The following is a 23,724-nucleotide window of genomic DNA, read 5'->3' as shown; positions in this document are numbered from 1 at the left end:
GTCTCTATCTACCTTAAAAGTTTCGTATGATACTAGGAACTTTGATACAAGAAAGGATAAATATGAGGGACCTCATTCACTACCAGGAAACATACAAGCAGTTTCATCTGCGAAATGATTTTATTTCTTATATCTTTATGATTTCCCATGATGGGAAGTTGCTCCATCTTTATTATGGACCGACCTTGCCAGAAGGGGATTATCGTCATTTGGCGGAAATGAAGCACCGCCCTATGACCACTTACCGGCAAGAAGGGGATCTTCTGTATTCACTCGAACACCTGCAGCAAGAATTCCCAGAGTATGGGGCGACAGATTTTCGCCATCCTGCCTTGGAACTGTCTTTGGAAAATGGTTCTCGGCTGACAGATTTTATCTATAAGGATCATGAAATTTCAAATGGAAAACCAAGATTAGAAGGTTTACCAGCAACTTATGTTGAAAATGAGGATGAATGCCAGACCTTGCAAGTCAATCTGACCGATTCGGTGTCGGGTGTGGAGGTGAGTATTCAGTATAGTATTTTCCGAGACTTCCCTGTGATAACGAGAAGTCACCTGATCAACAATCAAGGTTCAAGGCCTCTATCCATCGAAGGAGTCACCAGTCTTTCTTTAGACCTACCTGATCGAAACTATGAGATGATACAGCTTTCTGGAGCGTGGGCTCGTGAAAGGCATATTCATTCCACATTGTTACGTCAAGGAATCCAATCGATTGAATCAACACGTGGAATCTCTAGTCATCTGCACAATCCTTTCATTGCCTTAAAACGGCCAGAAACTACTGAAAATCAAGGGGAGGTTATTGGACTCAGCCTGATTTACTCAGGAAATTTCCTCCTCCAAGCAGAAGTGGATACTTTCGATGTTACCCGACTTCAAGTGGGAATCAATCCCTTCCAATTTTGTTGGAAATTAGCCCCTGGTGCTAGCTTTACAAGTCCAGAAGCAGTTCTGGTATACAGTAGAAACGGTTTAAACGATATGAGTCAAACTTTCCATCGTCTTTATCGTACCCGTCTAGCTAGGGGAGAATGGCGAGATAAGGAGCGGCCGATTCTACTAAATAATTGGGAAGCAACTTACTTTGATTTTGATCAGGAAAAACTGCTCAGGATTGCGCAAAATGCCAAAGAAGTTGGTGTCGAATTATTTGTGTTGGATGATGGCTGGTTTGGAAAACGAACCAATGATCGAGTTGGTCTTGGAGATTGGGTTGCCAATCGCGAGCGATTTCCAGATACCATCGGGGCTTTATCAGAGAAAATTCATGATATGGGCTTGAAATTTGGTCTTTGGTTTGAACCGGAAATGGTCAACAAAGATAGTGATCTTTACCGTTCTCATCCAGACTGGATCCTAGAAGTAGCAGGTCATTCATCACGTCATGGACGAAATCAATTTGTCTTAGACTTTAGCCGTGAAGAAGTAGTAGATGCCATTTATGAGCAAATGGCGCGTGTGATTGAAGAGACGAAATTAGACTATATTAAGTGGGATATGAACCGTCCGCTTACAGATGTCTTTTCTAAATCCTTGGCTCCAGATCAGCAAGGAGAAGTGTTTCATCGGTATGTTCTAGGATTATACCACTTATATGATCGTTTAACGACAGCCTTCCCTTCTGTTCTCTTTGAATCTTGCGCTTCGGGAGGCGGTAGATTTGATCCAGGTTTGCTTTATTATGCACCCCAAACTTGGACCAGTGACGATACAGATGCAGTTGAACGGCTTAAGATCCAATACGGAACCAGTTTAGTCTATCCACTCTCGACGATGGGAGCACATGTGTCCATTGTCCCTAACCATCAAACCAATCGGATCACACCGCTTGCGACAAGGGGAAATGTCGCTTATTTTGGGGTCTTTGGTTACGAGTTGGATCTAGCAGACCTGACGCAGGCTGAGAAGGAAATAGTAAAAGAGCAAATTGCTTTTTACAAAAAAGAGCGATCCCTGATTCATCAAGGAAATTTTTACCGTTTGCGCTCTCCTTTTGACTCAAATCAAGTCGTATGGTCGGTTGTTAGTCAAAATCGTTCCCGAATGATTCTGGCTCAGTATAAGCTATTGAACGAAGTGAACCGTGCTTATGATCGTGTGTATCTGCAAGGACTGAATGCAGATGCTCTCTATGAAGTGGACGGGAAACAGTTTAGCGGTGCAGAACTGATGTTAGCAGGTTTTAGTCTTTCAGACGCTTCCTGTGGACAGCCTTTAAATCAAGAAAAATTGAGTTGTGATTTTGACTCTCACATTTGGGTGTTTGAAGAAGTAACATAATAAGAGAAGCGAGTATCTAATTTTAGATACTCGCTTTTAATGATTTAAAATTGAAACCGTTTACAAAACTATAAAACAATGGTACAATATCTATTGAAAGAAAGGAGGTCGCTTTATGAAAAAAATCATGTATCCATCTGCGGCCCTATTAACGGCTTTTGCTCTATTATCCGTACAAACAGCAAAAGCAGACACAGCTCAAGCGTCGGATCAAGCCAATGAACCGGCGACAACAGTCGAAGAGGTGGTGGCTTCTCCAACGCCAGAGACCACCACAGAAAATCAGGGAGAAGTGGCTGAAACGCCGACTTCAACAGACCGTGCAGTAACCCCTACAACCTCCCCAACGGAAACAACAACGGAGACGGCATCTCCTCAAGTGGAAAAACTACTTGAAGACATGCCTCTCAAGCAAAAGGTTACTCAAATGATTATGCCGGACTTCCGTAAGTGGCAGGAGGCAGGTCAGGAGTCACCACAAGATCTCACCAAGGTCAATGCTGAAGTGGCAGAAGCTATTGATAAGTATGATTTTGGAGGCGTCATTCTTTTTGCTGAAAACGTTAAAGAAACCAAGCAAACCCTAGCTCTGACCCAAGATATGCAAAAGGCGGCTATTGAAAACAAGGCCAATAACGGGAAGATTCCGCTATTGTTAGCGATTGACCAAGAAGGGGGCATCGTCTATCGATTGGGTAGCGGTACAGCTCTCCCCGGAAATATGGCCATTGGAGCGACCAATGATCCCAAGTTAGCGACAGAAGCTGGACAAATTATTGGTCGAGAGCTTTCTGCTCTTGGTTTGAATGTGGACTTCGCACCTGTATTGGATACCAATAACAATCCTCAAAACCCTGTCATTGGGCTTCGTTCCTTCTCCTCTGATCCAAACCGGGTTGCTTACTTAGGAATTCCAATGATGAAAGGGATTCAAGACTACAATGTCGCTGTAGCTGCTAAGCATTTCCCAGGTCATGGAGATACAGCGGTCGATTCCCATACAGGTCTCCCATTGGTGGATAAATCTCTTACCGAACTTGAAAAATTGGAACTCCTTCCATTCAAAAAAGCCATGGATGCTGGCGTAGACCTCTTGATGACGGCCCATATCCAATACCCACAAATTGAAAAAGATCAGGTTGTGTCAAAAGAAACTGGTGAGAAAATTTATGTTCCAGCGACACTCTCTGATGATATTTTAACGGGTTTGGTACGGAAGAAATACGGTTATAAGGGCGTGATTGTCTCCGATGCCATGGGAATGGATGCTATCGCTAAGAACTTCGGTGAAGTCGAAGCTGTAAAAATGGCCATCAAGGCAGGAGTTGATTTGGTCTTGATGCCAACGACCCTTCGCAGTAAAACCGATTTAAGCAAGATTGATACCATTGTCGATGAAGTGGTGCGTGCGGTGCAAACGGGTGACATCTCAGAAGAACGTTTAAATGAGTCAGTTCGTCGGATTCTCACCCTCAAAGAAAAACGTGGGGTCCTGAATTTTGATCCGAGTGCTCGGACGCCTGAAAAAGCAGAAGAAGCAGTCGGCTCTACCCTTAATCGTGATTTGGAACGCAAGATTGCGGCAGCAGCGGTGACGGTTGTAAAAAATGAAGACCATACCTTACCATTTAAGGTTCAAAAAGGAGATCATGTCCTCCTCCTAGGAGCGTTTGAAAATGAAGTCCCTGGACTAAATTTGGGCATGCGTCGCTTAATCGAGGATGGGGTGCTTCCAAAAGATACCTCCTTTGTGGCGAAGAACTTCACCAAAGAATCCACCCTTGATAGTCTAAAAGAAGACCTCGAAAAAGCCACTCATATCGTAGTGATTTCAGAGATCGGTTATGAAGGGCAACTGGATAAAGATTTCTGGCGAACCAAGATCCCAACTGAAATCGTCCATTATGCTAACACCAACCATAAGAAGGCAGCTGTCCTTTCCATCTCGAAACCTTATGATGTAGCCAACTATCCAGCAGCCAAAGCTATTCTAGCAGTCTATGGAAATAAGGGAATGGATCCGACAGAATCCCTCAAACCAGACAATGCTTTCGGTCCTAATATTCCTGCAGGAGTGGAAGTCATCTTCAATGGTAAGGAACATCTAGGTACCTTGCCGGTGGATATTCCAAAAATTGTAGATGGAAAAATGTCGGAAACAGAGTATGCTTACCGTATAGGTCATGGTCTCTTCTATCCAGCACCTGCTCCATTACCAACACCATTACCAACACCAGAAGCCCAAGACCCAACTTCACCAGTTCTAGATCCAACCCATCAGACAAAACCAGTAGTGGTTGGAAACACAGAGATACAGGCCCTTCTTAGCAAGCAAGAAAAGGCAAGCTCTCTTGATGGACCACAAGTTACTCCGGTCTCTGTGTCATATGACACTGCTCAGATTCCTGCAAGTGTATCCGCTAGTCCTGCTTCATCGGTATTGCCAAAGACCGGTCAAACCGAGAACCTCCTAGCCCTTATGGGTGTCAGCCTCTTAACCTTCCTTGGATCTTTTGTCTATCCAAGAAAGAAAAACTAAGGAATGAAGAATCTCAATGGGGTCACTCCCAATTGAGATTTTTTGGTAAAACTTTACTAAAATTAACTCAAAATAGAAAAGTGTTAGAGGTTGGGATGGGGTAGGAAAGCTCTATTGTATGCTTTTTGAAGACAATATAAAAAATAAATAAAATTTTACTAAAAATACTTGAAGTTTTACTTTTGATCGATTATAATAAAAGTATAAAAGCGTTTACAAAACTAAAAGGAGTTTCTCATGACTACATCAATCACGTCTCAAGATCTACAAGAAAAGTTTCAGGCTGTCTTTGGCGAGAAGGCTGATCATACCTTCTTTTCACCAGGACGGATTAATTTGATCGGGGAACACACAGACTACAACGGAGGGCATGTCTTCCCGGCAGCCATTACGCTTGGTACCTACGGGGCAGCAAGAAAGCGTGAGGATAAGGTCTTGCGTTTCTTCTCAGGAAACTTTGAAGACAAGGGGATCATTGAAGTCCCACTTGAAAACCTCCACTTTGAAAAAGAGCACAACTGGACCAACTATCCAAAAGGCATGCTCCATTTCTTGCAAGAAGCTGGTCATGTCATTGATAGCGGTATGGATGTCTATGTCTACGGCAATATTCCAAATGGATCTGGTCTTTCTTCTTCAGCTTCCTTAGAGCTCTTGATTGGCGTCATCGCTGAGAAACTATTTGATCTTCAGTTAGACCGCTTAGATCTAGTTAAGATCGGGAAACAAACCGAAAATCACTTCATTGGGGTTAATTCTGGTATCATGGACCAATTTGCCATCGGTATGGGGGCTGATCAACGGGCTATTTATCTCGATACCAACACCCTAGAATATGATTTGGTACCGCTCGACCTTAAAGACAATGTCGTGGTCATCATGAATACTAACAAACGCCGGGAATTAGCGGATTCCAAATACAATGAACGCCGTGCAGAATGTGAAACAGCCGTCTCTGAACTCCAAGAAAAACTAGACATCCAAACCTTAGGGGAATTGGATCTCTGGGCTTTTGATGCTTACAGCTACTTGATTAAGGATGAAAATCGCATCAAACGGGCTCGTCATGCTGTACTTGAGAACCAACGGACCCTCCAAGCACGCAAGGCGCTTGAAGCAGGTGATTTGGAAGGCTTTGGCCGTCTCATGAATGCTTCCCACGTATCCTTGGAGCATGACTACCAAGTGACTGGTCTAGAATTGGATACCTTAGTGCATACAGCCTGGGAACAAGAAGGAGTGCTTGGTGCTCGTATGACGGGAGCAGGCTTTGGTGGTTGCGCTATCGCCCTTGTTAACAAAGATAAGGTTGAGGCTTTTGAAGAAGCAGTCGGCAAACGCTATGAGGAAATCGTTGGCTATGCGCCAAGTTTCTACATTGCAGAGGTTGCTGCGGGGACACGGGTGTTTGATTAAAAAGGAGATAGGATGACAGAACTGGTATTAGATGCATTTGTCACAGCCGTCATTGCGACAAGTGACTATGAAGAGATGGATCGGATTTATCTAAAAAACCGGGTTATGAGTCGCATTGGAGAAGAAGGGCTAGACGCCCCAGCCCATCAGGCTGACTTGATCGTACTCAAAGATCAACTGATGGAGATTGCGGTTGCGAATAATAAGATCCAAGACAGTATGGCCGCCAAGGACAGCCTGGGAGCGGAGTTGATGGATTGGATCACCCCTAGTCCTAGTCAGGTCAATCATCTTTTCCGGGAGACCTACCGTCAGTCCAAGGAAGACGCGATTGCGGATTTCTATGCTCTCTCTAAGCGCAATGATTACATCAAGGTCAAGGCGATTGCGCAAAATATCGCTTTTGAGGCAGAAACTCCCTATGGCTCCCTTGAAATCACCATCAATCTGTCAAAACCTGAAAAAGATCCTAAAGACATAGCAGCAGCGAAGCTGGCTAAAGCTAGTCATTATCCAGCCTGCCAACTGTGCTTTGAAAATGAAGGATATCAAGGTCGCCTAGACCATCCTGCCCGTGCCAATCATCGGATCATCCGCTTTGACATGGACGGTCATGATTGGGGCTTTCAATATTCCCCTTATGCCTACTTCAATGAACACTGCATTTTTCTCGATAGCCAGCATGTTCCTATGGCCATTAGTCGCAAAACCTTTGAGCGACTCTTGACCATTGTAGAGACTTTTCCAGGCTATTTTGCAGGCTCCAATGCAGATCTACCCATTGTAGGGGGATCCATCCTGACTCATGACCATTATCAAGGCGGACGTCACACCTTCCCTATGGAGCTAGCTCCTGTGGAGGAAAGCTTTAGCGTTGAGGGATTTGAGGCTGTATCGGTAGGGATTGTTAACTGGCCCATGTCAGTTCTTCGTTTGAATTCAGATGACAAGGCGCAATTGATTGCCCTGGCAGACCATATCCTCACAGCCTGGCGAGGCTACTCGGATCCAGCTGTTCAAGTCTTAGCGGCATCCGACGGTCAGCCCCACCATACCATTACCCCCATTGCACGGATTCGTGATGGGCATTATGAACTGGACTTGGTTCTCCGTGACAACCAAACCTCACCAGAGCATCCAGATGGCATCTATCACCCGCATGCGGATGTGCAACACATTAAAAAAGAAAATATCGGCCTGATCGAGGTCATGGGCCTAGCCATTTTGCCGCCTCGTCTCAAAGAAGAGCTCAAGCAGGTTCAAGACTATCTACTTGGACGTGAAAACACTGTAGCGACCTACCACCAAGAATGGGCAGATGACTTGAAAGCTACTCACCCATCCATCACAGACGAAGCAGAGGCAGAAGCTATTGTTCGTGAATCAGTTGGTCAAATCTTTGCGCGCGTGCTCGAAGATGCCGGTGTCTACAAGCGAACAGTAGAAGGCCAAGCAGCCTTTGGACGCTTTGTCGCGACACTTTAAGTGTGGAGAAGAGGCAGAAATTTGGTACAATAAGAGAGAAGACAAAGAAGCGAAAGGAAAACAAATGGCAATACTCGTACTCGGAGGAGCTGGCTATATCGGTTCCCACATGGTAGACCGTTTGGTCAATGAAGGACAGGAAAAAGTCGTGGTGGTAGATAGCCTGGTCACAGGACACCGTGCAGCGGTGCATCCAGATGCCGTCTTTTACCAAGGAGACCTAGCAGATCAAGACTTCATGCGCAGGGTTTTTAAGGACCATGCAGATATTGATGCGGTCATCCACTTTGCGGCCTACTCACTGGTCGCGGAATCTATGGCAGATCCATTGAAATATTTTGATAACAATACAGCTGGCATGGTCAAACTCTTGGAAGTCATGCATGAATGTGGGGTACACTACATCGTCTTTTCTTCAACCGCTGCCACTTACGGTATTCCAGAAGAGATTCCGATTCTTGAAACCACTCCACAAAAACCGATTAATCCTTATGGCGAAAGCAAGCTCATGATGGAAACCATCATGCGTTGGGCTGATCAAGCCTACGGCATCAAGTATGTGCCCCTTCGTTACTTTAATGTAGCGGGTGCTAAACCTGACGGCTCGATTGGCGAAGACCATGGACCAGAGACCCACCTCTTGCCAATCGTATTACAAGTAGCCCAAGGCAAACGCGAGAAGATCGCTATTTTTGGAGATGACTACAAGACACCAGATGGGACCAATGTTCGGGACTATGTCCATCCATTTGACTTGGCAGATGCCCATCTGCTTGCGGTGGAGTATCTCAGAAAAGGGAATGAATCGACTGCCTTTAATCTGGGCTCATCGACCGGATTCTCCAATCTTCAGATTGTCGAAGCAGCCCGCAAGGTGACGGGACATCCGATCCCACTTGAGATTGCAGATCGCAGACCAGGAGATCCAGATACCTTGATCGCATCCTCTGAGAAAGCGCGTGCTATCCTCGGATGGCAACCAAAATTTGATAATATCGAAACCATCATCCAAACAGCCTGGGCATGGCATTCCAGCCACCCAGATGGCTACAATGATCGATAAGAAGAAAACTCAAGTCAATTGGCTTGAGTTTTTGTGTAGGGTAATATGCTATAATGAAGTAAATAGAAGGGTGTGCACGAGTAATGTCACCTAATGGGTCAACAAGGATAGTAGGAGCAACAATGACAAAATATTTGGTGCAAAAATTTCTCTGGTTTCGAGAGCGTGGATTCGTACAAATCACCCAGAAGACCTTGGTCTCTCTCTTTCCATTTTTACTTTTTTCAGCAATTGTTCGAGTGATTTCCCAGTCCTTCTTTTCAGATAGAGGATATATAAATATGCTTTTTTCTGTCTCAGATTGGTTCCCGGGGTTTCAGCTAACGGGTCAGGTCTTGTCCAATCTATCGAATTTTACAGGAGGTTTGGCTGGCCCTTTAGCAACCTACTTTTCAGGGAAATACACTGCTGGACATTATGGAAGAAGCACAGGTACGGCTGGTGTGACAGCTATTTTAGTCAGTTTTATTGTTAGTTCCCAGGGATTATTGCTGGGATCACTTCGTGATGGACAATTGTCTCACATCAATCTACCTGCGATGACCAATATTGTGTTAGCGATTTTTTTAGGTTATCTAATTGGCCAGATTTTTCGCCTATCCAAAGCCAGTGACGACCAAATCGTGAATAAAGACTTCATTTATCAACCAAAGACTGTACGTCCGATTTTCTTGTCCCTGCTCTTAGGTATCAGTCTGAATGGTCTCTTGGTTCTGGGGACTCAGTACCGTGTCTTTCAGATCATTGTTCAGTATTTCAGTTCGCTAACTGTGACCAGTCATCACCTCTTATCCACCTTTGTCATGGGACTCTTGAATGGCTTATCGGGTTGGGTAGGGAACAGTCAGGTTTTTGTCTTAAACTCGATTGCGGATGACAGTTTTGCCTTGGAAAATCTGACTTATGCTGTAACCAATCATACGACGACAGGCATTCCTTATCTCTATACCTTGACCAATTTGTACCGAAGTTATGGAATGGTGGCAGGAGTTGGTGCAGTTCTAGCACTTTTGGTTGCAATTTTGCTGGTTTCACAAAGTCAAAAGGACAAGAAGGTTAGTTTCCTTAGTATGTTTCCAAGTCTCTTTAACAATGGGGCTTCTTTCATGGTAGGAATCCCGGTCCTTCTCAACCTGCTATATGTGATTCCCTTCTTATTGATCCCCTTGGTAAATATGTCAATTGCAGCTCTAGCTTTGTGCTTCAAACTCATGCCGGCAGCTGTCTACCCAGTGCCTGATGGGACACCTAGTCTTCTCTATGCCTTTATTGGGTCAGGAGGAAGCATGAGGGCTTTAGCTGCGAGTCTCTTTTGCTTTGCCCTAGATGTGGCCCTCTATATTCCCTTTGTCCGCATGGGCAACCAAGTTCGAAAAGATTTGCTAGAAGAAGGAGGAAGCCATGAAAGTCTCTAAAAAAACAGCGCTTGTCTTCACCTTGGTCTGTCTTTTCTTGCTTGGGTTAGCCGTCCCTTCTTATAGCTGGACTCGAAAAAATGTCCAGAAAATCGAAAAATTCTATAATTCAAAACTATCGCCTATTATCATGATTCCGGGAAGTTCCGCGACGGAAAATCGCTTTGATGGCTTGGTGACTAAGCTCAATCAAGACCGGCAAGGAACCAAACACAGCCTTCTTAAGGTCAAGGTCTGGAATGATGGTAGCATTACTTACAGTGGGAGCATCGATGCCAAGGACAATGAACCAATTATTGTCATTGGTTTTGAAAACAACAAGGATGGCTACAGCAATATTAAAAAACAAGCCAAGATGGTTAACCAAGCTTTTGAAGCTCTACAATCGAAATACAACTTCAATAACTTTAAAGGATTAGGTCACTCCAATGGAGGCTTGATCTACACATCCTTTATTGAAAATTATTTAGGGGATTATGATGTGGATCTTAAAACGCTCATGACTATTGGGACCCCTTATAACTTTACCGAGATCAATATCAAAAATAAATCAGAGATGTTGGCGGACTTTATCAAGGCTAGAGAAGCTATCCCAACAACCCTTCATATGTATTCAGTAGCAGGCACTATCACCTATGACTCGGATGAGTTGGTTCCGGATGCTAGTGTGTCAGCTGGCAAGTACATTTATCAAAATCAAGCAGCAAGTTATACAGAGATCACGGTGACAGGAGAAGATGCCCAGCACTCGGACTTGCCAACCAATGATGAAGTAGTTGCCTTGATTAAGCAGCATATTGAAAGCCAGGACAATCCGGGTCGTCGAGAGCAAAAAAATCCCAATTAAATCAAATAGCATAAGAAGGTTTTACACAAATCATCAGGTGTAGCCTTCTTTTTTGGTATAATATAAAGAGAAAAGTACAAATGGCAAGGATGACACAAAAGGAGAAGCTTATGAAACGAAAAGAGAAATTAGGAGCCTTCATTCTTCTACTAGCAGGACTTGTTACGGTTGGTTGTAGCAAACGGACTCCCCGACATTCTAGTCAGTTGAATAACAGCTCGGAAACAACGACGATATCATCTTCCAGTAAAAAAGTTACTAAAAAAGAGGTGAAAAAGGATTATAAGAAGTTGTACCAGCCTATATTTGAGGATTACCAAAGGATTTTGACCTCGCCAAAGGATACAGCAAGCATCGCAAGTCTTCCTCAAGAATTACATGCCACAGAGCGTCCAATCAATAGTTGGGCAATCGAGAATGCGGTTAACCAAGCAGATGAAATGCGTTATGCCTTTTCAGATTTAAATAACGATGGGATAGAGGAACTTCTGATTGCGGACCTAAATTTGAGTGGCAAATATTTCTTAACCGGCCTATATTATTTGAAAGACGGGAAACCAGTCCTTTTAGCCGAAGGATTTACTGCTGGTCATGGTGGAGCAAGAAATGCAGCCCTTGTCTATAAAGGTGGAGAGGTTCTGGAGCTTAGCTGGTCCTCAGGTACGGGTCAAGGTTATGGAACTCTTTATCAGCTTAATGCTAAGCAAGAGCAAGCGACTATACTCCAAGAAAAAGAGATTCAAATACAAGCAAATGATATTGCTGCTGATTTTGGAAAAAATGCATCGGATCAAATTGACTTAAGAGGTCTTGATTGGCAGGAATTTGAAGTTTCTGGTCGCACAATTAAATCAGAAACACAGCTAAAAGCTCCTTGGAACGCTAACAAATCAGCGAAACTGGAAGCTTTTATAAAAGACTGGGGAGAAAAACTAGGACAACCCAATTACCAAAAGGGAATCGCAGGAGGAGATGTTGGTCCTGACCACCTCTATACACTTAGGGATGATAGACCAAGTGAAAAAATGAATGCTGAGTACTCGGATACAGGTCTCGGAAATGCCCAGTATCGAATTGTAGAGCGTTATAGCAATTGGGATAAATACCCGGATGTTCATAGTTACTTTTTTGCGATAACTAATACGGGAGAAGCGATTGTCTTTCATTCACCGACGACTAATGGTGGAGACATGTACTTAAAACCAACAGAAAATGCTGAACTCCAGGCAGAGTTCAAACGCTTAGTGGAAGAGGAGTAAACAATAAAACGTAAGTGAGTTTGGGCTATCCCAAACTCTTTTTCTTATATATAATTTCAAATCAAAATCGTTGACAGATGTAATATCTAGTATTACAATGTTGTGATAATGATTACACTCTTATAAAAAGTGAGATAATGATCTTAGCTTTTAAGGAGATGGTGAGGAAGAACATGATTGAATACAAAAATGTAGTCCTACGCTACACGGAAAAGGACATTTTAAAAGATGTGAATCTCCGCATTGAAGATGGAGAATTTATGGTTCTTGTGGGACCTTCAGGATCTGGAAAGACCACCATGCTCAAGATGATTAATCGCCTTTTGGAGCCTACAGATGGTGATATTTATATGGATGGCAAGCGGATTAAAGACTATGATGAACGAGAGTTACGTCTTTCTACTGGCTATGTCCTTCAGGCCATTGCCCTATTTCCTAACTTAACAGTTGCGGAAAATATAGCTCTGATTCCTGAGATGAAGGGCTGGACAAAAGAACAAATCGCCTCTAAAGCCGAAGAACTCTTGGACAAGGTGGGCCTGCCTGCTGCAGACTATGCCTATCGGTTACCAAGCGAATTATCTGGTGGCGAGCAACAACGGATAGGCATTGTGCGGGCCATCATTGCAGAGCCTAAAATCTTACTGATGGATGAGCCTTTCTCTGCTCTCGATGCTATTTCCCGTAAGCAGTTGCAGGCTCTTACCAAAGAATTGCACAAAGGATTTGGTATGACAACTATCTTCGTAACACATGATACAGACGAAGCCTTGAAATTAGGCGATCGGATTGCGGTGCTACAAGAAGGAGAGATTGTGCAGGTGGCGGATCCTGATACCATTCTAGCCCAACCAGCCAACGACTTTGTTGCGGATTTATTTGGAGGTGCTCACCATGTCTAAACTAGTTGCAACCTTTCAAGAACGCTTTGGAGACTGGCTCACTGCACTAGGGCAACATTTGCAACTGTCATTACTGACCCTGCTCCTTGCTATTTTTCTAGCTGTTCCATTAGCTATTTATTTAAGTACACGCAAGAGAGCCAGCAACTGGGTTTTACAGGTAGCAGGGATCTTCCAGACCATTCCTTCCATGGCCCTTTTGGGGCTCTTCATTCCCATCATGGGAATTGGAACACTTCCGGCCTTGACATCTCTCGTCATCTATGCCATTTTCCCCATCCTTCAAAATACCATCACCGGTTTACAGGGAATTGATCCAAGCCTTGAAGAAGCAGGGGTGGCCTTTGGGATGACCAAGTGGGAGCGACTCAAGAAGTTTGAGATTCCCTTGTCCATGCCCGTCATCATGTCTGGGATTCGGACAGCAGCTGTGATGATTATCGGGACGGCTACTCTAGCCGCCTTGATTGGAGCAGGGGGACTCGGTTCCTTTATCCTTCTAGGGATTGACCGCAATAATGCCAGTCTGATTTTGATCGGTGCCCTGTCTTCTGCCTTCTTAGCCATCGCCTTTAACCTTCTTCTCAAATGGATGGAAAAGGCCAAATTGCGGACCATCTTTGCAGCCTTTTCTATCATGGTACTCGGATTGGGAGTTTCCTATACGCCGAGTCTTCTTGCCAAATCGGAAAAAGAAAACCTGGTCATTGCTGGGAAGTTGGGTCCTGAACCGGAAATTCTAGCCAATATGTACAAGATTTTGATCGAAGAAAAGACAGACATGACAGTGACTGTTAAACCAAATTTTGGCAAAACCACTTTCCTATATGAAGCTCTGAAAAAAGGGGATATTGCAATCTATCCAGAGTTTACAGGGACCGTGACCGAAAGTCTCCTCAAGCCGACGCCGCAAGTCAACCATGATCCAGAAGCAGTCTATCAAGCAGCCCGAGATGGGATCAAGAAACAAGACAACCTGGCCTTGCTCAAACCCATGGCTTATCAGAATACCTATGCTGTGGCAGTGCCCAAGAAAATTGCCCAAGAGTATGGCCTCAAGACCATTTCAGATTTGAAAAAGGTGGAAGGCCATCTCAAGGCAGGATTTACCTTGGAGTTTAATGACCGAGAGGATGGGAACAAGGGCTTGCAGAAGGTTTACGGACTCCATCTACAAGTCTCCACCATGGAGCCAGCCCTTCGCTACCAGGCTATCCAGTCTGGTGATATCCAGATCACAGATGCCTACTCAACGGATGCCGAGCTTGCTCGCTATGACCTGGTGGTCCTCCAAGATGACAAGCAACTCTTCCCGCCATATCAAGGGGCTCCCCTCATGAAGGAAGCTCTTCTTAAGAAACATCCAGAATTGGAAGGGATTCTCAATCAGTTAGCTGGTAAAATCACAGCAGAGCAAATGAGCCAGATGAACTACCAAGTCGGAGTAGAAGGCAAGTCAGCTAATCAAGTGGCGCGTGACTTTTTGACTCAGGAAGGGATGATTGAGAAATAATGTCACTTAAACTAGAAATATAAGTCACGTTATTTAAGTTACTTCAGATTGAAGGCAAAATAATTTTAGAATCTTTTCTTAGCTGACTACGGACGTCAGCGAACTTCTACGAAGTTCCATGACTAATTATTGAGCCTAAGGTCTCAATAATTCCGAGTGCCTGAAACAAATGTGTTTCAGGCACTTTTTTCACAGTGAAAAGTTTCTCAACTTCTTAAATGACTAAAAAAGTCATTTTATAAAAATAATCTAGCTGTTTTAAGTAAAAGAATAGTTTGTTTATATTTAAAAGTAACTTATTTAATTTGCCTTCTAAGGTTTTCTCTAAGAACCAAAACTATTTAGTTGTTGAAGGGTACCAAGCAGGACTAGAATTAATGATCTACAAACCACTAGAGGTTGGGTATGTTGCCCACCTCTTTTTGTGATATACTAGACTAGTTTTTGGGACTTGAAAATAATGGGTTTTCTAGTTCAAATTTATAAAAAGAAAAGGAGAGAACATGGATATCTTTCTTAAGAGCATATCGGGGATCCTGGTCATTCTGGGGATGATATTAGTGGGCTTTGTCATAGGTGAGAAAGGCTGGTTTGATGATAAGTCACGTGGCTTGATCGCAAAGCTAGTCACTCAAATTGCTCTTCCCTGCTATATGCTCTACACCATCACACAGCGTTTTACAGCGGCTGACCTCCTAAAAATGTTGCCAGCATTGCGTTTTCCTGCCCTGTCTATGGTCGTTTTGCTTGGAATAGCGACAGCAGTAGCCAGGATCTTTGCAGTGAGACAGGACCGCCGTGGCCTCTTTGTTTCCATGTTCTTTAACTCCAATACCATTTTCGTGGGACTCCCCATTAACCAAGCCCTTTTCGGGGATGCCAGTATTCCTTATGTTTTGATCTATTACATGTGTAATACGACCTTTTTCTGGACCTTGGGGACCTACTTGATCCAGCGAGACGGTGAGGGAGAAGCTCAGTTTGATCTCAAAACGAGTGTGAAAAAAGTCTTTTCACCTCCTCTGATGAGCTTCATCTTGGGACTAGTCATGGTGATGCTGCAGATCAAGCTCCCTGCATTTCTAGCCAGTGATTTGCAGTATCTGGGCAATTTAACAACCCCCTTATCCATGATTTTCATCGGTTTGTCGGTATCTCATGTAGGCGTGAAGCAGTTGGTGCTTGGAAAAGATCAGCTCCTCATTCTACTAGGACGCTTCGTGGTTGCTCCACTCCTAATGGCGACCATTGTTTACTGGGCGCCTCTTCCAAGCTTGATGAAGCAAGTCTTTATCATCCAGTCCGCTATGCCAGTGATGACCAATGCCCCAGTCGTTGCCAGACTCTACGGAGCTGATAGTGATTACGCAGCGGTCATGGTGACAGAGACGACCCTTGCTACCATGGTGGTCATTCCGATACTCATGGTGTTGATGGCTTGATCGTTTTAAAAAAAGTGAAGCAAAAGTCTTGCTTTTCTTTTTATTTGTGTTATACTTGTTCTCGTATTAGATACAAGTTATCTAAAGGAGTTTATATGGATACGAAATTTTCAGTAGCCTTACATATCCTAACCATGATTAGTGAGAGCAAGGATACCTTAAGTTCTCAAGCACTAGCAACTAGCGTTGGCACCAATGCGAGTTACATTCGAAAGGTAATCGCCTTATTGAAAAACGCTGGACTAATCCAGTCTCAGCAAGGAAAAACGGGCTACCAACTTAGTAAATCGCCAAAGGACATCACCTTACTTGAAATTTATTTTGCAACACAAGAAGTCAGCCACATCAGCCTATTTCCCGTTCATCAAAATAGCAATCCGGATTGTCCAGTAGGGAAACATATCCAAGCTGCCGTTTCGCCACTATTTGCTAGTGCTGAAGCTCAACTTGAGAAGGAACTAGCTCACCAAACCTTAGAAGATGTCATTAACAATCTTTATAAAGAATCCAAACAAAAACGAAACTGATTTGCATGCAGATCAGTTTTAAAAAGACTAGACTTGTATCTTTATCAGATACAACAAAAATAGAAAAGAGAAGACAATGAAAGCCGCACAACACACTACTTATAACAAAAAGAATATCACTCTTAACATCACAGAAATCTCAAAACCAAGTATCACAGACAAAGAAGTTTTGGTCAAAGTCACCGCTGCTGGTGTTAATCCTCTCGATAACATGATTTCCCGAGGAGAAGTCAAGATGATTGTCCGTTACAAACTCCCAAAAACTGCGGGAAATGAAGTGGTCGGTATCATTGAAGAGATCGGTAGACAAGTCAAAAATCTCAAAGTCGGAGACCGAGTTTTTGGACGTTTACCACTCGACCACATCGGTGCCTTTGCAGAATACGTAGCTGTCGATAGCCAAGCCTTAGCCAAGGTTCCAGACTATCTGTCAGACGAGGAAGCCGCTGCTGTGCCTTTGACTGCCTTAACCATTATGCAAGCCTTAGAACTCATGGGTGCTCAAGCTGGCAAGACGATCTTTATCTCTGGTGGTACAGGCGGTGTTGGTGGAATGGCCATTCCAATTGCCAAGGCTAAAGGTTTGAAAGTTATCACTAATGGGGCTGGAGATAGTGCTGAGCGTGTATTGAAGCTAGGAGCAGATCGTTTTATCGATTACAAAACAGAGGATTATACAAAAACTGTTAGCCAGGTTGATTATGTCCTTGATACTCTTGGGGGCGCTGAGACTGAAAAACAAATGTCTATCATGAAAAAAGGTGGACAGCTTGTTTCCCTTCGTGCTATGCCAAATGGTGACTTCGCCAAACGTATGAACCTGCCAAAATGGAAACAGATCCTACTTGGACTAGCCGGTCGCAAATTTGATAAGATGGCTGACAAATACGGCGTTCACTACCATTTTATCTTTGTAGAAAGCAATGGTGCTCAATTACAAGAGGTAGCTGACCTCTTTAGCAAATTAGAAATCAAGCCATCTATCGATACAGTCTATCCATTTGAAGAAGTGAATAGCGCCTTAGACAAGGTTGCTAATGGGCGCTCACGTGGAAAAACAGTCCTCAGCTTTAAGAAATTAAAAGGAAAACACAATGTCATATCTTACAAGTAAAACTCAATACATCACTGTCGACGGGAACAAAATCGCCTATCGCGAACTCAGCAAAGGCAAATCAAAACTGCCTCTTCTGATGCTGGTCCATTTGGCAGCAACCCTCGACAACTGGGATCCAAAACTCTTGGACTTGATTGCTGAAAGGCACCATGTGATTGTGGTTGACCTTCCTGGTGTCGGTGCTAGTCAAGGAAAAGTGGCCCCAACCATTCCTGGAATGGCTGAGCAGACAATTGCCTTTGTAAAAGCTCTTGGTTACGATAAAATCAATCTCCTAGGTCTTTCTATGGGAGGCATGATTGCCCAAGAAATGGTCCGAATCAAGCCTGATTTGGTCAACCGTCTCATCTTGGCAGGAACAGGACCTCGAGGTGGAAAAGAGGTTGATAAGGTCACAGGGAAAACATTTAACTATATGGTTAAAGCTGGACTCGAGCGCATCGATCCTAAACGCTATATCTTCTATAACCATGATGAACAAGGAAAAATCGAAGCTTTGAAAGTTCTCGGACGAATGGGAATGCGAACCAAGGAATTAGCGGACAAAGACATGAGTGTGTCTGGTTTCTTGACTCAACTCAAAGCTATTAAACGTTGGGGGAAAGATTCTCAAGACGACCTAACATTTATCACCCAACCAACCTTAATCGTCAACGGGGACAAGGATATGCAGGTACCAACGGAAAATTCTTATGATATGCATGAGAAAATAAAAGATAGTAAGCTTATCATCTATCCACATGCTGGTCACGGTTCGATCTTCCAATATGCAGAGGAGTTTTCAACAGAACTCATTGCTTTCTTGGAGGACTAATATGGTCAAAACCATTCTAATAACAGGTGCTACGGATGGCATTGGAAAGCACTTGGCAAAGAAACTGGCCAGTGAAGGCCATCAGGTCATTCTTCATGGACGAAATCCTCAAAAGCTGGAATTGGCTAGTCAAGAGGTGCGGGCCGTTTCCCTGAGAGGCAGAGTTTCGAGCTACTTGGCTGATTTTTCAAAATTAGATGATGTTTATCGATTTGTAGAGGAAATCAAACGAGACTTTCAAAGTATCGATGTCTTGTTTAACAATGCAGGCCTGTATGCTGGAAAAGAACGAAAAGCGAGTGCTGAAAATGTCGAGTTGACTTTTATGTTATCCGTTCTCGTTCCCTATATGTTAACAACTGAGCTAAGCCCCTTGTTAGAAAAATCGCCTGACGGCCGTGTCATTAATACTTCTTCCTATATGCATCATTTTGCCAAGGTCAAGGATTTGGACTTTGGATTTGAGAACAACTATAACCCAGGATTGGCCTATAATAATTCCAAACTCTATACCATTTGGATAACACGCTATCTAGCAAGAGATTTCTTTTTAAAAGGTTCAAATATCACCATCAATGCCTATCATCCTGGTCTTATCTCGACTAACTTAGGAAATAATTCCAGTGATGAAAAGACGAAAAAGTCTCTCTTTGGACGCCTGATGAAGTCTCTCTCGAAAGATTTAGATCAGGGGATTGAAACAGGCTATTATCTCACCTTATCAGAGGAAGTCAGGGGCTTGACAGGCTACTATTTTGATGAAAAGAAAGTCAAGTCGATATCTGAAAAAGGCTACTCATTTGAAAAAGCACAGAAATTAATGGATTACTGCCAAGAAAAGATTAAAATGTTTAAAGAAAAGCAGGATTATTAATTCCTTATTGATTTCGTAACTACCAAAAAACTCAAGTTTTCATTGATAAAACTTGAGTTTTTCTTAGATAAGGGCTAATAAAATGGTAAGAATCAGAGCAATTCCGATCCGAAGAAAGTGGTAGATGTGAAAACTGGTCCTTTTTAGACAACATGAGGTTCATTTATTGTTTGCGTACAGTATCTCCAAATAAAATTTGACCACTTCTTGTTCGGTGTAAGTCTTGCCTTTTTTCAACCACCAGCTGAGGGTTTCAATGAAGTTGGTTACGACCAGGTGTTTGAGATAGGAGTGGGGGATGTTGGGGTGAGATTGAATCAGTTTCTCAGCTACCATGGGGTAGACGTCATGTTCTAGTTCTTTTCGCAGCTGCCGGATAAAATAATCGTTTTTTGAAAGCAAGAGGCTGGTCACATGGTCTTGATTTTTCTTGAAATGCTGAAAGATATGGGCTAGGTAGTCTTGGGGAGAGAGCTGATCATCTCGCTCAAAGAGGTGGTGAAAGAGTTTTTGGCAGAGTTCATCCAGCAAGAGTTCCTTACTCTCGTAATGGCTGTAAAAAGTTGAACGCCCCACATCAGCACGGTCAATAATTTCCTGAACGGTAATGATGTCGTAGTCTTTTTGGTTGAGTAAGTGTAAAAAAGCATGATAGATAGCTTTTCTAGTTTTGGTAATACGACGATCCTGTGTTGTCATATGGACACTTTGAACAAATTGTTCAGTAACGTACATCCTAAACAGTTTGCCCCTATCCTTTCTTTTTAGAGTTAGAGATAATACTAGTGAGAAGATAATACTATGACTATTATACCAAAGGAAGGTGAAAAAATGAGTTCAAAACGTGCTGTTTGGCTGGCTTTTTTCTTGAATCTAAGCTTTGCCATTGTTGAGTTTATTGCAGGGGGAATCTTTGGTTCCAGTGCTGTTCTCGCTGATTCTGTCCATGACTTGGGGGATGCTCTAGCCATTGGCCTCTCGGCCATTCTAGAAACGATCTCCAATCGTCAAGAAGATAGTCGCTATACCCTAGGCTACAAGCGTTTTAGCCTCTTAGGCGCCATTCTGACGGCAGTCATCCTCATTACAGGCTCCACTCTCGTTATTTTAGAAAATATCAGCAAATTCATTGAGCCACAACCAGTGGATCATGAGGGGATGCTTTGGTTGGGAGTCATCGCCATTATTATCAATTTAACGGCTAGCCTCATTGTCCGCAAGGGGCAGACCAAGAATGAATCCATCCTGAGTCTCCATTTCCTTGAGGATACACTAGGTTGGCTAGCTGTGATAGTCGTCGCTATTATTTTGCGGTATACGGACTGGTATTTCCTTGATCCACTCTTGTCCCTTGGGATTTCTGCTTTCATCTTGTCACAAGCCCTTCCTCGTTTTTGGAGTACGCTCAAGATTTTCCTGGATGCTGTGCCAGAAGGGGTAGATATCAAGCAAGTTAAGAATGATTTAGAGCAGTTGGACAATGTCGCTAGTATCAATCAGCTTAATCTTTGGACCATGGATGGACTAGAGAAAAATGCTATTGTTCATGTTTGTCTCAAGCGAATGGAGCACATGGAGGTCTGCAAAGAAGCGATCCGTACCTTGCTCAAAGAGGGTGGCTTTCAAAATGTCACCATCGAAGTGGATGAAGACCTAGCAACTCACCGCTCCCACAAGCGAAATATCGAAGAGCTGGAAGCCAGTCAAAGTCATGGACATGATCACCACCACCATCATTAAGGTTTGTTTTTCAACTCTTAAAGTCTACCTTTAAGAGTTATTTTGATACTAAGTTCCCTAAAGTAAGCCTTTTCATGATAAAATAGAACAAATGTAGAACAAGGAGTAATTATGAGTAAGAGAGCTGTGTTGATGATGACCTTTGGGTCACCAGAAGAGATTACCTATGAAGGAGTAGCGGAGTTTTTCACGAATATCCGACGTGGTGTTCGTCCTGAACCTCATGAAATTCAGACTTTATATGACAATTACGTCCGAATTGGTGGAACTCCACTCCAAAGGATAACTAGAGAAGAAGTGGATTTGGTTACTTCTGCTCTTGGAGAACGAGCGTCGGTCTACTTTGCTAATAAATTTTCCCGCCCTTTTATCACTGATGTAATCAAAGAAATGGAGTTAGATGGAATTAAAGAATGTTTGTGCTTGATTTTAGAGCCTCATTATTCCTACTATTCTGTCATGGGATATGAGAAATTTTTAGAAAGTGAGCAGATTAGGTTCCAAATTATCAAGGACTGGTACCGCGAACCTGACCTACTCCACTATTGGGCTGATGAAATCCAAAAGATTTTAGATCAGATTGGAGACGACAGTTATAAGGTGATTTTTTCAGCCCACAGTGTTCCAGTTTTGGCACTAGATTTTGGTGACCCTTATATCGACCAGATTTATGACAATAGTCGCATGATTGCAGAGATTTTAGGGCTTGAAGAGGATCAGTACACCAATACTTGGCAGAGTGAGAGTGATATAGGTATTCCTTGGATTAAGCCTGATGTTTTAGAATATCTGCGAGATGAGAGTGAACACCCGAACCACTATATTTTTGTCCCGATTGCCTTTATTAGTGAGCATATTGAGGTTCTTTTTGATAATGATGTGGAGTGTAAGGAGCTATGCCAAGAGCTTGGAGTAGCTTATCACCGTCCTCCTATGCCAAATAGCGATTCTCGTTTGATTAAAGCCCTTCTGTCAACTATTCAGTCTCATATAGACGGTGACTATCGTTACTATCAACCTCAACTAGAGACTTTTGATGAGTTGGAAGCTCCTTCAAACACAGGACAGATTTTAGAAGCAGAAGAAGATATTCAGATGCCTGATTTCGTCAAAAAATTGATTGCTAAAAAAGGTCGAGAGAATGTCAAGATGCCCTATCTGATTAAGAAAATGCTAGAAAAGAAGTATGGGAAAAAATATGATTAAACGATGGAGTTTGAAAGCAGGAAGTGGGCTAGAGCTAGATAAAAAGTGTATACTATAGGTAAGTAAGCAATAGAAAGTAGGTCGTCCCTATGAAGAAAACAGTCTATACAAAAGCTGGGCAAGTGGGTATAGTAGAAGTGGAGCGTCCACACATTGAAGCACCAGATGATGTCATTCTCCGCATCGTTCGCACCTGTGTCTGTGGATCTGATCTCTGGAGCTACCGCAATCCAGATATTGAAGCGGGGCACCAAAATAGTGGTCACGAAGCCATTGGGATTGTGGAAGAAATCGGAGAAGCTATTACAACGGTGAAACCGGGAGACTTTGTCATCGCCCCTTTCACTCATGGCTGTGGGGAGTGTGATGCCTGCCGCGCTGGCTATGATGGGACGTGTGACCGCCATATTGGCAGCAACTGGTCTGACGGGGTGCAAGCGGAGTACATGCGCTTCGAATACGCCAACTGGGCCCTTGTCAAAATTCCTGGGCAACCGTCTGATTATACAGAAGCCATGCTCAAATCCTTCTTGACGCTAGCAGATGTCATGCCTACGGGCTACCATGCGGCGCGTGTGGCTCATGTGAAACGGGGGGACAAAGTGGTTGTCATTGGGGATGGAGCCGTGGGTCAATGTGCTGTCATCGCTGCCAAGATGAGGGGAGCATCGCAAATTGTCCTCATGAGCCGTCACGAAGACCGCCAACAAATGGCTCTGGAATTTGGAGCGACAGCGGTCGTAGAGGAGCGCGGGGAAGAAGGGATCGCTAAGGTACGCGAAATCCTTGGTGGGGGAGCAGATGCTGCCCTCGAGTGTGTCGGGACAGCAGCAGCGGTCGATCAGGCCTTGGGTGTCCTTCATAATGGTGGACGCTTGGGCTTTGTAGGAGTACCCCACTATAACAATCATGCCCTTGGTTCGACCTTTGCGCAAAACATTTCTGTTGCAGGAGGGGCTGCTTCCGTAACAACTTATGACAAACAATTCTTGCTGAAAGCAGTGCTTGATGGCGATATCAATCCAGGCCGAGTCTTTATGCATAGCTATAGCTTAGAAGAAATCGACCAAGCCTATAAAGATATGGATGAACGCAAGACCATTAAGTCTATGATTGTGATAGAGTAACGAAAAATTCTAGTAGAGACTGTCTACTAGAATTTTTTAAATACAATTGCCAATTGGGCGTGGCGAATTTTTTGTTTGACTTATATAAAAATGAATAAAGTGAACTTCCAATGCTAAGGTCATCACGGTTGAGTTGGTGATAACTACGGTTGG

At 43.5% G+C, this 23,724-nt stretch carries 19 protein-coding genes; 18 read left to right on the top strand and 1 reads right to left on the bottom strand.

Annotated features, from left to right (window positions below; genetic code table 11):
• Positions 1 to 62: 62 nt before the first annotated feature.
• From LXO72_RS04270 to LXO72_RS04200, 15 genes are all read left to right on the top strand, one after another.
• A complete protein-coding gene (locus tag LXO72_RS04270; RefSeq protein ID WP_233331641.1) occupies positions 63 to 2,285 on the top strand; it encodes an alpha-galactosidase in 2,223 nt (740 codons plus the stop codon).
• 115 nt (positions 2,286 to 2,400) lie between these two features.
• Positions 2,401 to 4,824 carry a glycoside hydrolase family 3 N-terminal domain-containing protein gene (locus tag LXO72_RS04265; protein ID WP_233331640.1) on the top strand — a complete coding sequence of 808 codons (2,424 nt, stop codon included), beginning with the start codon at positions 2,401 to 2,403 and terminating at the stop codon, positions 4,822 to 4,824.
• Positions 4,825 to 5,061: 237 nt separating this feature from the next.
• Positions 5,062 to 6,240: a galactokinase gene (locus LXO72_RS04260; RefSeq protein ID WP_267913754.1), complete on the top strand. Its 1,179-nt coding sequence runs from the start codon at positions 5,062 to 5,064 to the stop codon at positions 6,238 to 6,240.
• A 12-nt stretch (positions 6,241 to 6,252) separates the two neighbouring features.
• Positions 6,253 to 7,725, top strand: a complete 1,473-nt coding sequence (gene galT / locus LXO72_RS04255) for a UDP-glucose--hexose-1-phosphate uridylyltransferase (protein ID WP_233331639.1) — start codon at positions 6,253 to 6,255, stop codon at positions 7,723 to 7,725.
• A 64-nt stretch (positions 7,726 to 7,789) separates the two neighbouring features.
• On the top strand, positions 7,790 to 8,788 hold the full coding sequence (gene galE / locus LXO72_RS04250; RefSeq protein ID WP_233331638.1) for a UDP-glucose 4-epimerase GalE: 999 nt from the start codon (positions 7,790 to 7,792) through the stop codon (positions 8,786 to 8,788).
• A gap of 122 nt (positions 8,789 to 8,910) precedes the next feature.
• On the top strand, positions 8,911 to 10,203 hold the full coding sequence (locus tag LXO72_RS04245; RefSeq protein ID WP_233331637.1) for a PTS sugar transporter subunit IIC: 1,293 nt from the start codon (positions 8,911 to 8,913) through the stop codon (positions 10,201 to 10,203).
• On the top strand, positions 10,190 to 11,050 hold the full coding sequence (locus LXO72_RS04240; protein WP_233331636.1) for an alpha/beta hydrolase: 861 nt from the start codon (positions 10,190 to 10,192) through the stop codon (positions 11,048 to 11,050). The genes LXO72_RS04245 and LXO72_RS04240 overlap by 14 nt, the downstream gene beginning before the upstream one ends.
• 110 nt (positions 11,051 to 11,160) lie before the next feature.
• Entirely contained in the window at positions 11,161 to 12,309 is a 1,149-nt protein-coding gene (locus tag LXO72_RS04235; RefSeq protein WP_233331635.1) for a DUF4767 domain-containing protein, read from the top strand.
• Between the two features lie 173 nt (positions 12,310 to 12,482).
• On the top strand, positions 12,483 to 13,211 hold the full coding sequence (locus LXO72_RS04230) for an ABC transporter ATP-binding protein (RefSeq protein ID WP_233331634.1): 729 nt from the start codon (positions 12,483 to 12,485) through the stop codon (positions 13,209 to 13,211).
• Positions 13,204 to 14,724, top strand: coding sequence for an ABC transporter permease/substrate-binding protein (locus LXO72_RS04225; RefSeq protein ID WP_233331633.1), 1,521 nt, complete (start codon positions 13,204 to 13,206; stop codon positions 14,722 to 14,724). Before LXO72_RS04230 ends, LXO72_RS04225 begins: the two co-directional genes overlap by 8 nt.
• Positions 14,725 to 15,227: 503 nt before the next feature.
• Positions 15,228 to 16,166 carry an AEC family transporter gene (locus tag LXO72_RS04220; protein ID WP_233331632.1) on the top strand — a complete coding sequence of 313 codons (939 nt, stop codon included), beginning with the start codon at positions 15,228 to 15,230 and terminating at the stop codon, positions 16,164 to 16,166.
• 95 nt (positions 16,167 to 16,261) lie between these two features.
• Positions 16,262 to 16,693 (top strand): Rrf2 family transcriptional regulator, encoded by a 432-nt coding sequence (locus LXO72_RS04215; protein ID WP_233331631.1) that lies wholly within the window; start codon positions 16,262 to 16,264, stop codon positions 16,691 to 16,693.
• 76 nt (positions 16,694 to 16,769) lie between these two features.
• Positions 16,770 to 17,807: an NADP-dependent oxidoreductase gene (locus LXO72_RS04210; RefSeq protein WP_233331630.1), complete on the top strand. Its 1,038-nt coding sequence runs from the start codon at positions 16,770 to 16,772 to the stop codon at positions 17,805 to 17,807.
• Positions 17,788 to 18,624 (top strand): alpha/beta fold hydrolase, encoded by an 837-nt coding sequence (locus LXO72_RS04205; RefSeq protein WP_233331629.1) that lies wholly within the window; start codon positions 17,788 to 17,790, stop codon positions 18,622 to 18,624. Before LXO72_RS04210 ends, LXO72_RS04205 begins: the two co-directional genes overlap by 20 nt.
• A 1-nt stretch (position 18,625) precedes the next feature.
• Entirely contained in the window at positions 18,626 to 19,498 is an 873-nt protein-coding gene (locus LXO72_RS04200) for an SDR family NAD(P)-dependent oxidoreductase (RefSeq protein ID WP_233331628.1), read from the top strand.
• A gap of 159 nt (positions 19,499 to 19,657) precedes the next feature.
• Here LXO72_RS04200 and LXO72_RS04195 read toward each other — a convergent pair whose 3' ends face one another.
• On the bottom strand, positions 19,658 to 20,197 hold the full coding sequence (locus LXO72_RS04195; protein ID WP_233331627.1) for a TetR/AcrR family transcriptional regulator: 540 nt from the start codon (positions 20,195 to 20,197) through the stop codon (positions 19,658 to 19,660).
• A 132-nt stretch (positions 20,198 to 20,329) separates the two neighbouring features.
• Between LXO72_RS04195 and LXO72_RS04190 the strand changes: the two genes are divergently transcribed.
• The 3 genes from LXO72_RS04190 to LXO72_RS04180 all read left to right on the top strand — a co-directional run bounded on the left by LXO72_RS04190 (position 20,330) and on the right by LXO72_RS04180 (position 23,571).
• Positions 20,330 to 21,238, top strand: a complete 909-nt coding sequence (locus tag LXO72_RS04190) for a cation diffusion facilitator family transporter (protein WP_233331626.1) — start codon at positions 20,330 to 20,332, stop codon at positions 21,236 to 21,238.
• A gap of 111 nt (positions 21,239 to 21,349) precedes the next feature.
• Positions 21,350 to 22,444, top strand: coding sequence for a ferrochelatase (hemH, locus tag LXO72_RS04185; RefSeq protein WP_233331625.1), 1,095 nt, complete (start codon positions 21,350 to 21,352; stop codon positions 22,442 to 22,444).
• A gap of 89 nt (positions 22,445 to 22,533) precedes the next feature.
• Positions 22,534 to 23,571, top strand: a complete 1,038-nt coding sequence (locus tag LXO72_RS04180) for a zinc-binding dehydrogenase (RefSeq protein ID WP_233331624.1) — start codon at positions 22,534 to 22,536, stop codon at positions 23,569 to 23,571.
• Positions 23,572 to 23,724 lie beyond the last annotated feature (153 nt).

The organism is Streptococcus sp. XMC (assembly GCF_021341835.1).
Lineage (GTDB): Bacteria > Bacillota > Bacilli > Lactobacillales > Streptococcaceae > Streptococcus.
This window is presented reverse-complemented; position numbering and strand designations above follow the sequence as displayed.